11 protein-coding genes and 2 other annotated features (1 of these 13 only partly in view) are annotated in these 15,404 nt (G+C 37.5%); of the genes, 4 read left to right on the top strand and 7 right to left on the bottom strand.

Annotated elements, in window-relative coordinates:
• Positions 1-63, bottom strand: a binding site (T-box leader) (it extends 162 nt beyond the left edge of the window).
• Positions 64-111: 48 nt separating this feature from the next.
• Positions 112-355, bottom strand: a binding site (T-box leader).
• Positions 356-844: 489 nt separating this feature from the next.
• From lap to AC4PG8_RS00255, 4 genes are all read left to right on the top strand, one after another.
• A complete protein-coding gene (gene lap, locus AC4PG8_RS00270; protein WP_003762516.1) occupies positions 845-3,445 on the top strand; it encodes an adhesion-mediating acetaldehyde/alcohol dehydrogenase LAP in 2,601 nt (866 codons plus the stop codon).
• 123 nt (positions 3,446-3,568) lie between these two features.
• Positions 3,569-3,997: a VOC family protein gene (locus AC4PG8_RS00265; RefSeq protein ID WP_010991640.1), complete on the top strand. Its 429-nt coding sequence runs from the start codon at positions 3,569-3,571 to the stop codon at positions 3,995-3,997.
• A gap of 83 nt (positions 3,998-4,080) precedes the next feature.
• Entirely contained in the window at positions 4,081-5,001 is a 921-nt protein-coding gene (locus AC4PG8_RS00260) for an ABC transporter ATP-binding protein (RefSeq protein ID WP_003762518.1), read from the top strand.
• Positions 4,998-6,065 carry an ABC transporter permease gene (locus tag AC4PG8_RS00255; protein ID WP_003772110.1) on the top strand — a complete coding sequence of 356 codons (1,068 nt, stop codon included), beginning with the start codon at positions 4,998-5,000 and terminating at the stop codon, positions 6,063-6,065. The genes AC4PG8_RS00260 and AC4PG8_RS00255 overlap by 4 nt, the downstream gene beginning before the upstream one ends.
• Positions 6,066-6,104: 39 nt before the next feature.
• Here the strand turns inward: AC4PG8_RS00255 and AC4PG8_RS00250 are convergent, their stop codons facing one another.
• From AC4PG8_RS00250 to AC4PG8_RS00220, 7 genes are all read right to left on the bottom strand, one after another.
• On the bottom strand, positions 6,105-7,079 hold the full coding sequence (locus tag AC4PG8_RS00250) for a S66 family peptidase (protein WP_185540571.1): 975 nt from the start codon (positions 7,077-7,079) through the stop codon (positions 6,105-6,107).
• A complete protein-coding gene (locus AC4PG8_RS00245) occupies positions 7,079-7,660 on the bottom strand; it encodes a DNA-3-methyladenine glycosylase I (RefSeq protein WP_070752933.1) in 582 nt (193 codons plus the stop codon). Before AC4PG8_RS00245 ends, AC4PG8_RS00250 begins: the two co-directional genes overlap by 1 nt.
• A gap of 12 nt (positions 7,661-7,672) precedes the next feature.
• Positions 7,673-7,906: a hypothetical protein gene (locus tag AC4PG8_RS00240; protein ID WP_003762523.1), complete on the bottom strand. Its 234-nt coding sequence runs from the start codon at positions 7,904-7,906 to the stop codon at positions 7,673-7,675.
• 103 nt (positions 7,907-8,009) lie between these two features.
• The gene (gene acnA, locus AC4PG8_RS00235) at positions 8,010-10,712 is read right to left on the bottom strand and encodes an aconitate hydratase AcnA (protein ID WP_033532966.1); all 2,703 of its coding nucleotides are present in this window, start codon (positions 10,710-10,712) and stop codon (positions 8,010-8,012) included.
• A 155-nt stretch (positions 10,713-10,867) separates the two neighbouring features.
• Positions 10,868-11,671 (bottom strand): STAS domain-containing protein, encoded by an 804-nt coding sequence (locus tag AC4PG8_RS00230; RefSeq protein ID WP_003762527.1) that lies wholly within the window; start codon positions 11,669-11,671, stop codon positions 10,868-10,870.
• Positions 11,672-11,694: 23 nt separating this feature from the next.
• Positions 11,695-12,117 carry a general stress protein gene (locus AC4PG8_RS00225; protein ID WP_003762529.1) on the bottom strand — a complete coding sequence of 141 codons (423 nt, stop codon included), beginning with the start codon at positions 12,115-12,117 and terminating at the stop codon, positions 11,695-11,697.
• Positions 12,117-15,335: a DEAD/DEAH box helicase gene (locus AC4PG8_RS00220; protein ID WP_492169909.1), complete on the bottom strand. Its 3,219-nt coding sequence runs from the start codon at positions 15,333-15,335 to the stop codon at positions 12,117-12,119. The genes AC4PG8_RS00225 and AC4PG8_RS00220 overlap by 1 nt, the downstream gene beginning before the upstream one ends.
• Positions 15,336-15,404: the final 69 nt, after the last annotated feature.

Below are 15,404 nucleotides of genomic sequence, written 5' to 3'. Positions count from 1 at the left end.
GCACCAAACGCTAACTCTCTTTGAAAATCGATGAAAAGTACTATTCTTGTTTCATGTTTTCGTTTTATAAAATTAAAAAAGGGCCTCTCTCCAAGCCTAGCAAATATACTAGACAAGGACGAGAGACCCGTGGTACCACCTTGATTAACTGCAAAAACAGTTCACTTAATCCATCCAAATTCCGAATGGGCGCCTTGTGTAACGATAAGGCCTAATCGCTGCATCCTACTAAGGAAATTCCTTTTCAAACCAGAGCTCAGAAGTCCATTCACATCATGTCCGCTACTGACTTTCACCAACCGTCAGCTCTCTAAAAACTTTCATCATGCTACTTACTCTTCATCAAAGCTATCATTTTTTACTTGTATTCATCTTACATAAGAACAAACGGAAAGTCAAGAAAATAAAACCACATAAATCAAAATAGCAGTTAATAAACAACTAAGTAAAAAGAACTATCACAGAAAACTCATCTACACTCTATTAATACAGGATATTATTAATAGTAAAAAAAGAATCATTATCTTAATTACCTTTTATTTACGAGTCAACTAGAGATGAAAATCCCCTTAAAATCATATGATAAAACCACTCATACAAGCTATGCCTTATAGACTAAAAACCACTTTCCCAGAAGGACTATCCGCTCATTTTCGTCTATTTGTGAATATTTTCACGTGAAACACTGGACAAACTTTTATTGATGGCTTATACTAACGGTGTAATCAAATAAAACAAAAGAATACGGCACAGCAACAAGCCAAATTTTTTTGGATTATCAGGGACGTCAAAAGTCTACTATGGACATTTAGAGTCCCGCACAAATATTAGGAGGTTCTGGAAAATGGCAATTAAAGAAAATGCGGCCCAAGAAGTATTAGAAGTTCAAAAAGTGATTGACAGATTAGCAGACAATGGACAAAAAGCATTGAAAGCATTTGAAAGTTACAACCAAGAACAAGTAGATAATATCGTACACGCAATGGCGCTTGCCGGACTTGACCAACATATGCCCCTTGCAAAATTAGCAGTAGAAGAAACAGGACGTGGATTATACGAAGATAAATGTATTAAAAACATCTTCGCAACAGAATATATTTGGAACAACATTAAAAACAACAAAACAGTCGGAGTTATTAACGAAGATACTCAAACTGGTGTTATCGAAATTGCTGAACCAGTCGGAGTAGTTGCCGGGGTTACACCAGTAACTAACCCAACTTCAACAACACTTTTCAAAGCAATTATCGCGATTAAAACGCGTAACCCAATCATCTTCGCTTTCCATCCAAGTGCGCAACGTTGTTCATCTGAAGCAGCAAAAGTTGTTTATGATGCAGCAGTTGCAGCTGGAGCACCAGAACATTGTATTCAATGGGTAGAAAAACCTTCCCTAGAAGCAACAAAACAATTAATGAACCACGATAAAGTAGCACTTGTACTTGCAACTGGTGGTGCTGGAATGGTTAAATCAGCATACTCTACTGGTAAACCTGCACTAGGTGTTGGCCCAGGTAACGTACCAGCTTACATTGACAAAACAGCTAAAATCAAACGTTCTGTTAATGACATCATTCTTTCTAAATCTTTTGACCAAGGTATGATTTGTGCTTCTGAACAAGCAGTTATCGTGGACAAAGAAGTTGCTAAAGAAGTAAAAGCAGAAATGGAAGCAAACAAATGTTACTTCGTTAAAGGCGCTGAATTTAAAAAATTAGAAAGCTATGTAATCAACCCTGAAAAAGGAACACTTAACCCAGATGTAGTTGGTAAATCCCCTGCATGGATTGCAAACCAAGCTGGTTTCAAAGTTCCAGAAGATACAAAAATTCTTGTAGCTGAAATTAAAGGTGTTGGCGACAAATACCCACTATCTCACGAAAAATTAAGCCCAGTTCTTGCATTTATCGAAGCTGCTAACCAAGCAGAAGCATTCGATCGTTGTGAAGAAATGTTAGTATACGGAGGACTTGGACACTCAGCAGTTATTCACTCTACTGATAAAGAAGTTCAAAAAGCATTTGGTATCCGTATGAAAGCTTGCCGTATCATCGTAAATGCACCAAGCGCTCAAGGCGGTATCGGTGACATTTATAACGGTTTCATCCCTTCCCTAACACTAGGTTGTGGATCTTATGGTAAAAACTCTGTATCACAAAATGTAAGTGCGACTAACTTGCTGAACGTTAAACGTATCGCGGATCGGAGAAATAATATGCAATGGTTCAAACTTCCACCAAAAATTTTCTTTGAAAAATATTCTACTCAATACCTTCAAAAAATGGAAGGCGTTGAACGCGTATTTATCGTAACTGACCCAGGTATGGTTCAATTCAAATACGTTGATGTAGTAATCGAACACCTGAAAAAACGTGGTAACGACGTAGCTTATCAAGTATTCGCTGATGTTGAACCAGATCCATCTGACGTAACAGTTTACAAAGGTGCAGAACTAATGAAAGACTTCAAACCGGACACAATTATCGCTCTTGGTGGTGGTTCTGCAATGGATGCTGCCAAAGGTATGTGGTTATTCTATGAACACCCAGAAGCTTCATTCTTCGGCTTGAAACAAAAATTCTTAGATATCCGTAAACGTACTTTCAAATATCCTAAACTTGGTGGAAAAGCGAAATTCGTTGCAATTCCAACAACAAGTGGTACAGGTTCTGAAGTAACTCCATTTGCGGTTATTACAGACAAAGAAAACAACATTAAATACCCTCTTGCTGACTATGAACTAACTCCAGACGTTGCGATTGTCGATGCACAATATGTAACAACTGTTCCAGCACACATTACTGCTGATACTGGTATGGACGTTCTAACTCACGCAATTGAATCTTATGTATCCGTAATGGCAAGCGATTATACACGTGGATTATCTATCCGTGCAATCGAACTTGTTTTTGAAAACTTACGTGAATCTGTTCTTACTGGTGATCCTGATGCGCGTGAAAAAATGCATAATGCTTCTGCCCTAGCTGGTATGGCGTTTGCGAATGCGTTCCTAGGAATTAACCATAGTTTGGCACACAAAATTGGACCTGAATTCCACATTCCTCACGGTCGTGCGAATGCAATCCTTATGCCACACGTTATTCGTTATAACGCACTTAAACCTAAAAAACATGCGTTATTCCCAAGATATGAAAGCTTCCGTGCTGATGAAGATTATGCTCGTATCTCTCGTATTATCGGCTTCCCTGCTGCAACTACAGAAGAAGGCGTTAAATCACTTGTAGATGAAATCATCAAACTTGGTAAAGATGTTGGTATCGACATGAGTCTTAAAGGACAAAATGTTGCTAAAAAAGACTTGGATGCTGTTGTAGATACACTTGCAGATCGCGCATTCATGGACCAATGTACTACTGCCAACCCTAAACAACCACTTGTAAGCGAACTAAAAGAAATTTACCTTGAAGCTTACAAAGGTGTTTAAAAACTAGCTAACTTGTCCACCATTAATATATAAAGTTAGAAGAAAGCGCAAGTCCATCCCAGGGCTTGCGCTTTCGCTTTAGTACTAAAATTAGTATAATGAAACAAGAATGGAGTTGATTTAATGATACGAGCAACTGTGCCCTACTTCACTTTTAACGGGGAAGCCCAAGAAGCACTAGAATTTTATAAAAAAGTGTTTCAAGCAGAAATTACAAAAACTCGTTTTTTTCACGAGATGGAAGGATTCTCTGGAGATGAAAAATTAGGCGAACGAATCCTTCATGCTAGGCTTACGAAAGACGATAAAGATTTGTTTTACTTCTCAGATACACTAGAAGGCGAAACAGATGCGGGAAATCGTTTATCACTTGCAGTTAATTTTGAAACTGAAGAAAGTTTTGTACATGCTTTCGTACTACTTTCTAAAACAGGGACCGTTGAAATCCCTATTCAAAAAACTTTTTGGGATGCAAAATACGCAAAAGTTATCGATCATTACAGCATAGATTGGCACCTTAACTTAGAAAATGAGTCTACTACTAAAGTATGATTTTTTCCCGTCCTCTAGCCGAATGTAATTAGAACTAAAAAATAGTACAATTTTAGTAGTGAGAGAAAAAAAGGAGTGAGTTCATGACTGAGACAGTTTTAAAATTAGAACATGTCACGAAAAAAATCGGACAAAAAAATATTGTCCACGATATCAGCTTTGACATACATAAAGGAGAAGTATTTGGTTTACTTGGTCCAAATGGTGCCGGTAAAACAACTATTATCCGCTCGATTGTAGGCTTAATTCGCCGCTCAGAAGGTACAGTTTATATTAATGGTAAAAATATTGATACCGACTTTAAAGCAGCAATTTCTGAAGTAGGAGCAATTATTGAAAATCCGGAATTTTATATGTATATGTCTGGATGGGCTAACTTAAAGCAATTTGCACGGATGAGTCAAAAAAATATTACAGACGATCATATTCGTGAAATTGTAGAACTTGTAAAACTTTCAGATGCCATCAATCAAAAAGTAAAAACATATTCCTTAGGTATGCGTCAACGTTTAGGCGTTGCACAAGCCTTACTTCACAACCCCGCCCTACTTATTTTAGATGAGCCAACCAATGGACTTGATCCACAAGGGATGGCAGAATTTAGAGCATTAATTCGTGATTTAGCAACAAACGGCACTTCTGTTTTAATTTCTAGCCATTTACTTAGCGAAATTCAACAAATTACCGATCGTTTTGCTATTATTAATAAAGGTGTCTTAACTCATACGGAAAAAATGAGCGACGTACTTGAAAATCACGTGGCTGTTTATCAACTTAAAGTCACTGATAGCGTAGCAGCAAAAACTGTTCTTGCTACACTTCCAGTAAAACTTGTTGCTGAGAAAGAAAATTCCTTTAAAATCGAAGTGGCTCACGAAGATGTCCATTTAATTGCCCGCGCGATTATTCAAGCAAATATCGATTTATTGGAAATGGTTCCGCTTCAAGCCTCCCTTGAAGAACGATTCCTAGAATTAACAAATGGCGGAGGTGTGAAAGCATGATAGCATTAATAAAAAATGAATTTACTAAATTATTTTCTAGAAAATCTAGTTGGATTATGCAAATTGTCTTATTTGCAGCAGTTTTAACTTTGGCACTACTTATGTTTTTCGTTAGTAAGATTGATACAAGCGGTGTTGAAGGTGGCAATGCAAGTAATGCTGGAATTACAGCTTATTACGATGATAAAGGAACTCCGGTAAGTGAGGAGGAATACTGGAATTCAGCAGATAAAGATGGTAACCCAACATATAAAACCGAAACACTATCACTAACAGATTCCGTTGCTTACTTAAAAACTCAAAAACAAGCAGCTCAAACGAAAGATGAAAAAGAATCAGTTCAAAAACAAATTGATTTCTATCAAGCTTATGTAGATGCAGATGAAAAACCTGCTAGCAATTCAGCGGGAATTTCAAGTGCTGACTTCTTTGCATCACTCGGTAGCTCTGGGGCAGTCGCAACGATGCTAGTAGTAATTGTGGCAAGTATTATTGTTGCAACAGAGTTTTCTGGCGGAACAATTAAGTTATTACTCGCACGACCTTATTCTAGAAGTCAAATTCTTTTCTCTAAATATTTTATGTGTATTGTTTATAGCATCATTAGTTCCATCACGCTATTATTAGCTAGTTTTATCTTCTCGTTTATTCTTCCGAAGCAATCGATTTTCATGCCGCTCTCCCCTTCATCAGGCGCAATGACAGCGTGGGATCATGCTTGGATGTTACTCGGAACAAACTTCTTACTGATGATCGTGTATGCAACTATCGCATTCTTCTTCTCATCCGTTGTTCGTTCACAAGCATTAGCAGTTGGTGTTGGTGTCGGAGTACTATTCTCTGGTGGAATTATTCGTCAACTACTACCACTCGCTATCGAAAAATACGACTGGATGAAATGGATTATTTTCAACTTGCTTAGCTTAAATGATACAGTTGGCGGTCAAAAAATCGCTGGCGGTTTAGCAGATTGGCAAATTATTGCTGGCCTTGGCGTATATACAGCGATCATCCTCTTCTTTACATTCTTCATTTTCAAAAAACGAGATGTCGCGTTAAGTTAATCCAAAAAAGAGGTTGTCCGTTATGGACAACCTCTTTTTTTAATGTTTGATAATCTCAATTTTATTTACTGCATTTGTATCAATTCTTGCTGTTCCGCCAATTGGGAAAGTAGCAAGTGGTTGCGTATGGCCAAAATCCGCGCCTGAAATAACTGGGATTTTTTGTAAAGCTGTTTTCGTTTCTATGATAAAAGCAAGTTTTTCTTTTGTCATTGCCGTTTTTGTTTGGAAGCGACCAATGACCAAACCTTTTATTTCATCTGCACCTGGTTGATTAAGAAGTGACTCCAAATCACGATCAAACGTTTCTGGAACAGTCATAAAATCATCTTCCAGAAATAAAATAGCACCAGATAAATCAGGCATATATTCGGTTCCTTGTAGTAAATTAAGCGTGCAGAGATTCCCGCCGATAATGGTTCCTTCTGCTTCTCCATCTTGAAGAACAACTAGCCCTTCATTTGGCTTGAAGTCCCTGTTTTCTTGATCCAAGTACCATTCATCATCACTCCACGAGGTACTTGCCGTTAGCGCAAATGGTTCTTTATCTACTAAGCAAGCGCTAAATGAATCAAGTATGTAGTCTAGGCCTTTTTTCATTGAAAAGGTAGAGAAATGTGCGCCGGAATAAGTAACGAGTTCGGTTTGGGTATAAATAGCCGTTCCTAGCGCTGTAATATCAGAGAATCCGCATAAGATTTTAGGATTCTCAGCAATTAAATCATAATCTAAATATGGTAGTAATTGATTGCTATTAAAACCACCGATAACAGTTAAAATCGCTTTCACATTCGAATTATTGAACGCTTCATGAATGTCAGCTACTCTTGAGCGAATACTAGAGCTTAACATACAATCTATTTCTGAAACATGCTCTCCAAAAGTAACTTTGAAACCCATCTCATTTAGGCGTTTAACAGCGAAATCGACTTGATTTTCTGCCATTATACCAAGAGATCGACTTGGAGCAATGATACGAATTTCATCACCTTGTTTTAATTTTGCGGGAATCATCATTTCATCGCCTCCCTATTTAGCGTATGGAATGGACATGAACGTAAATGATCGTCCAGGATGCCAATAGCTTGTAAATAAGAATAGATAATCACAGGCCCAACGAACTTAAAGCCTCGTTTCTTCAAATCTTTACTTATTTTTTCAGATAGTTCCGTCTTAGCTGGAACTTCTCCCATTCCCTGCCATTCATTAATAATTCGCTCTCCATTTGTAAAACTCCAAATATAATTAGCGAATGAGCCGAATTCTGCTTGGACTTTTTGTGTAGCTAGGGCATTGGTGCGAACTGCTTTGACTTTCAAACGGTTCTTCACAATGGCCGCTTCTGAAACGATCCGCGCTAAATCTTCATCTGTTAACCGAGCACACTTATCAATATCAAAATGAAAAAAAGCTTCTTGATAGGCTTTTCTTTTATGTAAAATTAATTTCCATGACAGGCCAGCTTGTGCCCCTTCTAAATTCAACATTTCAAATAAATAAGTATCATCCTTACTCGGGACGCACCACTCGCCATCATGGTATGCTAGTTCAAACGGGTCATTAATCGACCATGGACAACGTAATTCTTCGGACAAATTGAGTTCCTCCTATATAGTTAAAATATAATACACACTAATTAATACGGCTACAAACAAACCAATACAACTCCAAATTATCCGTTTCTCTTTCCACTGACTAACTGCAACTGCGATACTCAATGCTAAAAATAAAAATAATAGCCAGTTCGGAACATCTGGGTGATACTCGCTTTTGAAAATAAGATAACCAACTACTGCTGCAATTATTCCTGTTACAACCAAACTTATCTTTTGATACCTCATTCGCTCAAGCCTCCTATTTACCAATAATAAAACATACGTTCCCTTTTTGCAAGTGAAAATAAAAAAAGAAGCGAACTTATTTGCTCGCTTCTTTTTTTGGTAATTATTTTAATTTGCCACGAAGGACCATTGGTAAAATCCCACCATGACGGTAATAGTCAATTTCTACTTCTGAATCAAATCGTGCAAGTGCATCAAAAGTGAAGCTAGTGCCGTCTTCGCGAACAGCTGTTACTTTGACAATATCTCTTGGCGCTACACCTTCACTGATTTCCACTTGTAAACTTTCTGAACCAGTAAGGCCTAGTGTATCTGCGTCTTCTCCTGGTAGGAATTGAAGTGGTAAAACACCCATCATTACAAGGTTAGAACGATGAATCCGTTCATAACTTTTTGCAATTACAGTTTTAATTCCAAGTAAATTAGTTCCTTTGGCAGCCCAGTCACGTGAAGATCCCATTCCGTAATCATCGCCAGCAAGAATCACTAAGCCAGTGTTGTTTTCGATATATTTTCTAGATGCATCATAAATGGACATCACATCCCCAGTTGGCCAGTATGTTGTGTAACCACCTTCTGTTCCAGGAGCGATTTGGTTTTTGATTCGAATATTGGCGAATGTACCGCGCATCATAACATCATGATGACCACGACGAGAGCCATACGAGTTGAAATCACGAATCGCTACGCCTTCTTCTTGCAGGAATTTTCCGGCTGGTGTATCTTTACCGATTGCGCCAGCTGGTGAAATGTGGTCGGTTGTAACAGAATCACCAAATTTACCAATAATACGAAGACCAGATAAAGCTTCTACTTTGCCAGCTTCTTTTGCTAAATTATCAAAGAATGGCGGGTTGGCAATATACGTCGAATTTTCATCCCATTTGTATAAAGCATCCTCTGTAGTTTCAATCGCATTCCAAGCTTCATTTTCATCAAATACATGGGCATATTGCTCACGGAAAAGTTCTGGCGTTACGGTTTCTTCTACAAGCGCCTTCACTTCTTCTGAACTTGGCCAAATATCGTTTAAGAAGACATCTTCGCCATTATTACCACGTCCGATTGGTTCTGTTAACATATCTACGTTCGTTGTCCCAGCAAGCGCATAAGCAACTACAAGTGGTGGTGAAGCTAAGAAGTTTGCTTTCACAAGTGCATGAATTCGTCCTTCAAAGTTACGGTTACCACTGAGAACTGCGGAAACTAGTAAATCACTTTCTTGAATCGCTTCTTCAATTTCTTCTTTTAATGGACCTGAGTTACCGATACAAGTTGTACAACCATAACCAACTAGGTCAAAGCCAAGTTTTTCTAAATATGGAAGTAAACCGGCTTTTTCCAAGTAGCCTGTAACAACTTTGGAACCTGGCGCTAAGGAAGTTTTGACGAATTTTGGTACTTCTAAGCCTTTTTCAACAGCTTTTTTAGCGACCAAACCGGCGCTTAGCATTACGTATGGATTAGAGGTATTCGTACAGCTTGTAATTGCTGCAATAGCAACGGAACCAGTTTTCATTGTTGATTGGTCACCATTGCCAAATGTAACAGTTACTTCTTTGTCTAAAGCTGATTTATCAAGACCGAAACCTTGGTTTCCTGCTTTCGCTGTAATGGATTCACGGAATGTTTCTTTCATTTTTGAAAGCGGAATCAAATCTTGTGGACGTTTTGGCCCAGCTAAATTCGGTTCAATAGCAGAAAGATCGATTTCCACTGTTTGTGTATAATTTGGTTCTACTTTTTCTGGTGTAAAGAATAAATCGTTTGCTTCTAAATAAGCTTCTACTAATTCGATTTGTTCTTTGTCACGACCAGTTAGTTTTAAATAGTTAAGCGCTTCTTTGTCTACCGGGAAAAATCCGCAAGTTGCGCCGTATTCAGGAGCCATATTGGCAACAGTCGCGCGGTCAGCTAGTGGAAGTGTTGCAACACCTGGACCATAAAATTCAACAAATTTCCCTACTACTTTTTGTTCCCGCAAAACTTGTGTTACTTTCAAGGCAAAATCAGTGGCAGTTGCGCCGTTTGGTAAAGCGCCTAATAATTTCACACCGATAACTTCCGGAATTGGGAAATAAGATGGTTGTCCGAGCATTCCGGCTTCAGCTTCAATACCGCCAACTCCCCAACCTAAAACGCCAATACCATTAATCATTGTCGTATGGCTATCTGTCCCAACAAGGGAGTCTGGAAACGCTACAAATTCGCCGTCCGAAACTTCATTCGCGATGACGACGTTTGCTAAATACTCTAAGTTAACTTGGTGAACGATACCAGTTGCAGGTGGCACAGCACGATAGTTATCAAATGCTTTTTGCGCCCAGTTTAAAAATTGATAACGCTCCATATTGCGTTTGAACTCTAGCTCCATGTTGATTTTTAGCGCTTCTGGATTCGCATAACTATCAACTTGTACCGAGTGATCGACTACTAAATCAACTGGGATTTCTGGATTGATTTTTTCTGGGTCGCCTCCTAGGTCAGCCATCGCTTTTCGTAATGAAGCTAAGTCAACAACTGCTGGAACACCGGTGAAATCTTGTAAAATAACACGCGCTGGTTTAAATGGAACTTCTCCTTCGTTACCATTTTTTGACCAATGAGCTAGGTCTTCTACGTGTGAATCCTTAATTACTCTGCCATCAGCTTGTCTTAATACGGATTCAAGTAGAACACGTACAGAATAAGGTAATTTCTCGATGTTTGTGATTTTGTCCTCTTCTAAGGTTTTAAGTTTGTAGTAATGATACGTTTTGTCATTAAGTTTAAATGATGCTTTTGCTTTTTCTTTCCAATTAGTCATCCACGTTTCCTCCTTCAATTCTTGAAACGACTGGTCTCTCTCATCTATTGTACTTAAAAATAAGCGATAAGTAAACAAAGAGAATTCGCTATAATTCAATAACTTTTTCTTATAACAAAAAAATGAATGACAACGAAGTGCCATTCACCTTTTCTTTATAGACCTAAATTGGTTAATGCTTGTTCTAGGGAGCCAAATGATTGGAGTTTCGAAATATTCGAACCGACTTGAATTGTGCGCTGGGCAAAGCTTGGTTGCATACCAGAAAGTATCGGGATTAATCCAATCAATTTAAATGACTGAATCATATCTTCCATGTGTTTTGTTGCAAAATCATCTTTTAAAACGGCGCTAGAAAAATCTATTACGATGAAGTCTAAATTTAACTTATCCGCAGATTCGATTGCTTTTTCTTTCATAAAATAGCCTCGATCATCATCTAAACTTCCAACTATCGGTAAAACTCCGATGGAATCAGTAATCGGAATAATACGCGTCGATAATTGGATAATTTCTTTGCGCTGAGCCATAACTTGATTTCTATTTTCTTGCATAAATCCTTCAAGAAGTTGCTGTTGAATGGATGCGAGTGTGTCTTTTATTTCTAACATAAACTGAATAATATCAGCATCCGTATAAAAAACATCTTCAGTTTCTTTCCATTTAAGTAAGCTGTTTATAATAAATTTATCAATTTCGCTCATATGTTGATGGATTTTTCTAATGTCCGTTTTGTCATTGAAGCGTCTTTTACCGATGTTTTCAAAATCTCGTTCTTTCACTCCCGTAATGACATCAATAATCATGCCACACGATGCGGTACTTAGTGAGCGAATAGATTGTTCATCCTCACCAGCACTAAGCCTTAACTTATATTCATCCGTTTGAGTATAATAATTATCGTAAAAATTGTTAACTACCTCTGAACGACGACTAATCAAAAATTCTTTAATTTGCATAAACTTCTCCTTTTTCACCGATACTATCTCGCAAAAATTAAGATGTTATCTGCATGTAAATTTTCAATCATTTTATCAACCTGTTCTTCTGTTAAGTCGAAATCTTCTAGAAGTTTTTTAACAGATTTATCGTCTGTTTTTGAGAACCATTTAGCAAAAGGTCCTGCCGCATAAAGGGCACCGTATTTCGGATTATAAGCTTGTGGAATAACAATTGCGCCACTAAGTGATTGCAGTATTCCAGAAATAATGCCAAACGCCTCTTCATTAACTGGACGTTCGATTTCAATGTTTTCTTTTTCCGCTAATGTTTCGAGATTTTTATTATGTTTGGATTTAGCTAAAACAGAAATATCTTCTTTTTCATAGCCCTCACTTACTAACTTGTTGATAATTTCCTCTGCTGCGCCTACATTTTGAACTGCGAATACTTCCCACTTTTTCATTATTTGTCATCCCTTCCATTATCCAATTGTAAAATTTGTTTAATTTCTTCTGTGCTTAACTTACCTAGCATTTGTTCCCCTGGTTGGATAAGTTCATCCACGAGCGCTTGTTTTTTCTTTTGTAAGTCAAAAATTCGTTCTTCAATCGTTCCTTTTGTAATCATACGGAACACTTGGACGACACGTTTTTGACCGATTCTGTGAGCACGTCCTGTCGCTTGTTCTTCTACAGCTGGATTCCACCATAAGTCGTATAATATCACCGTATCTGCACCCACAAGATTTAGCCCGGTTCCTCCTGCTTTTAAAGAGATTAGGAAAATATCATTCTCACCTTCATTAAAAGCATTAACCATATCTAATCTTGTTTTAGCAGGCGTTTTACCATCCATATAGAAAAGGGGTTGACCATCTTCTTCTAATTTCCGGCGAATAATCGCAAGCATACCAGTGAACTGAGAAAAAATCAGTATTCGTTTGCCGTTTTCTCTTGCTGTCTGTATTGTATCAAATAACTGTAGTAATTTACCAGATTCACCTTGATAATTTTCGACAAAAAGACTCGGATCACAGCAAATTTGGCGTAAACGGGTTAATCCCGCGAGTAATTTGATTCGCTCTTCCGAAGCATTGCTATTACTTTCTTCTAAGTCAGCTTGAATTTTCTCTAAATAAGCTAAGTAGATTGTTTTTTGCTCATCGGTTAATTCAGAATAAAGGTTTGTTTCAATTTTATCGGGTAGTTCTTTTACTACGTCTTGTTTTAATCTGCGCAGTAAGAACGGACGAATCATTTTGGCAATGTTTTCGTACGGGATTTCTTTGAATTTGCGTAGCGATGGGAAAAATCCTGGCATTAATGTTTGGAAAATCGCCCATAATTCATCAATACTATTTTCAAGCGGCGTTCCACTTAACGCAAATACATGATTTCGTTTAAGCGCTCGCACCGCTTGAGAAGCTTTTGTATGGTAGTTTTTAATGGCTTGCGATTCATCAATAATGACGCTTGAAAAAGCTACATCAGCGAAATGAATAATATCTTGACGTAAAGATGGATAAGAAATCAAATAAACATGACCGTGTTTTATCTCTTCCATTTCTGCCATACGAGCTTGTTTCGTTCCATGTAAAACAGTCACAGGGATTTCTGGCGCAAATTTTTCTAATTCACTTTGCCAGTTGTAGAGCAGTGAGGCTGGTGTAACTATTAAGACCGGTTTTAAGTTCGGATTCTCTTCTAATTCTGATGCCAAGAAGCTAATCGTTTGCACAGTTTTACCGAGTCCCATATCATCTGCCAAAATACCACCAAGATTATATTTAGCAAGTGATTTCATCCATTCAAAACCTGTTAACTGATAATCACGCAACTCTGCTTTTAATCCTTTTGGTAAACTAAAACTGTCTTCTGATTGGGTAGTTATGTCTGTCAGTAGTTCACGGAAAGAACGGCTGAATTTATGATGTTCATCTTGCGTTCCCGCTCCTAAAATATCGTAAATTTGCATACCTCGATAAAGCGGAACTTGCATATTCGGCTGGACATCTTTTTTACGCACTTCTAACATTTGTAGTACGTCTTCCATTTGTTTATAGTTTTCTGATTCAAGCGATAAGAAACGTCCATTTTTCAGACGATGATAGCTACGTTTTTCTCGCAATGATTCCAGGACATTTTGGACTTCTTCTTCCGGGATGCCTTTGAAATCAAACGAAACAGAAAGATAATCATTATCTGAAGAAACATCTAGCGTTGTCACAGGGCGCACATTGTCTTCTACCATTTCTTCTAAACCATCTTCCATATAAATCTCCGCATACTCGGCAAGTTTTGGAATGGTTCGATAGTAAAATTGATATAAGTCCTTTTCTTGTTTATTAACAACCATTTTTGTTCCTGAAAAATGAACAGGGGCGCTTTCGATAATATTCATCACGCGTGCTTCTTTTTCAACATCGCGAATCATGATTTTTTCGTTTTCTTCTTCCGTAATTGCAAATGGGTCAAATAATTGATTGCCATAATGATATTCAAGGCGTAATGTATGCTCTCCGTATTCCAGGGCAATAAATAATTTACAGTCAAGTGGTTGCTGTGTAATCCGGTCTTCAATCGAGTCGTCCAGTTTCAATTTACCACTTTTTTGTAAAGCTGGTAAAACATAGGAAATCACTTCACTCAATTGCGACTCTGAAAACTGCACCACTTCATTTTTCGTAACTTTATGAAATTCCATTAACGGTTTTAAAGATTCCCAAACTTCTTTAACAGGGATGAAAAAAGTACCATCAAAGAAAAGTAATTGATAAGCTTCGAAAAAGATTGCTTGCTGTAAGTCTTCCATTTCCAGTTGATATTTGTCATCCGCACTTTTTTTAAGTTCAAAAATAAAGTCTAGGTTATCGCGGCGAACGTTGATGCCGCGGTATTTAATATCTTCTACGCGTTCTTTCATAATAATACAAGTCGTGTCGCGTTCAGTTAAGAGTTCTAATAGTTCACCAGCCATGCTAGGTGGAATAGTTAGATTTTTCTCTTCTGCATAGGATTTTGACCAGTAGAAAGAATCTGTATCATACATCTTGGCAATTTCACTGATTTGAAGTAATTTATCCAAAATTTGTTTGTCTTCTTCCAAAAAGAAATGCTCATTTGGATCATAAGCAAAATTCTTAGTAAAGACAAGCCACTGCCGATCACGAATCGCAGCTAAAAATGTATTCATATTTTTTACTACATACGTTCGCTCTGTCCCTACTTTGACTTCAATTGTCATAATATAACTAGAATCATCGGGTTTTAAGCGAATGATATATTGTGTTTGAAGTGGTATTTTATTAGTAATATCCTCTTCCACTTCAAGTTGTTGCGCCATATTTTGTTGAAAAAGGGAAAGAAGTGTATTTGATTCTTGTGTGAGAATTCGATTTTTAAAATCTTGTTTGGCTGCTTTTTGTTTTTCTTTTTCCATTTTTAAATGTGTCGCGTAGATATGTTTGCAAATAGCATTTAGCTGAAAATCGGCACAGCTACAAGCATAATTTTCACTACCAGCATCTTCTACGACATTTTGATCAATAAAATAGGTTAAAAAATGGTCTGATGCGTCTTTTTCACGAAACTGAATGATTTCTCCGTCTTCCATCAGTTTTTTTCCAGCCTGTTTCACACTATATGGAATCATTTTATTTTGAATTGCTGTAAAGTGCTCCATTACTTTCTTCCTCCCAAAACCGTCCATTACTCTAAACTACTATTATATAGGAAAAGACGAGTGACGGCA

The organism is Listeria sp. MAN/IMW/UF555, assembly GCF_058684075.1.
The sequence above is the reverse complement of the archived record's forward strand: the minus strand, read 5'-3'. Positions and strand labels throughout refer to the sequence as shown.

What these genes read in the sequence shown, in the direction of transcription:
- acnA (WP_033532966.1), bottom strand. Translation starts at nt 10,712, where the DNA reads ATGACTAATTGGAAAGAAAAAGCAAAAGCATCATTTAAACTTAATGAC.
- AC4PG8_RS00250 (WP_185540571.1), bottom strand. Translation starts at nt 7,079, where the DNA reads ATGATTCCCGCAAAATTAAAACAAGGTGATGAAATTCGTATCATTGCT.
- AC4PG8_RS00260 (WP_003762518.1), top strand. Translation starts at nt 4,081, where the DNA reads ATGACTGAGACAGTTTTAAAATTAGAACATGTCACGAAAAAAATCGGA.
- AC4PG8_RS00265 (WP_010991640.1), top strand. Translation starts at nt 3,569, where the DNA reads ATGATACGAGCAACTGTGCCCTACTTCACTTTTAACGGGGAAGCCCAA.
- AC4PG8_RS00225 (WP_003762529.1), bottom strand. Translation starts at nt 12,117, where the DNA reads ATGAAAAAGTGGGAAGTATTCGCAGTTCAAAATGTAGGCGCAGCAGAG.
- AC4PG8_RS00220 (WP_492169909.1), bottom strand. Translation starts at nt 15,335, where the DNA reads ATGGAGCACTTTACAGCAATTCAAAATAAAATGATTCCATATAGTGTG.
- AC4PG8_RS00240 (WP_003762523.1), bottom strand. Translation starts at nt 7,906, where the DNA reads ATGAGGTATCAAAAGATAAGTTTGGTTGTAACAGGAATAATTGCAGCA.
- AC4PG8_RS00230 (WP_003762527.1), bottom strand. Translation starts at nt 11,671, where the DNA reads ATGCAAATTAAAGAATTTTTGATTAGTCGTCGTTCAGAGGTAGTTAAC.
- AC4PG8_RS00255 (WP_003772110.1), top strand. Translation starts at nt 4,998, where the DNA reads ATGATAGCATTAATAAAAAATGAATTTACTAAATTATTTTCTAGAAAA.
- lap (WP_003762516.1), top strand. Translation starts at nt 845, where the DNA reads ATGGCAATTAAAGAAAATGCGGCCCAAGAAGTATTAGAAGTTCAAAAA.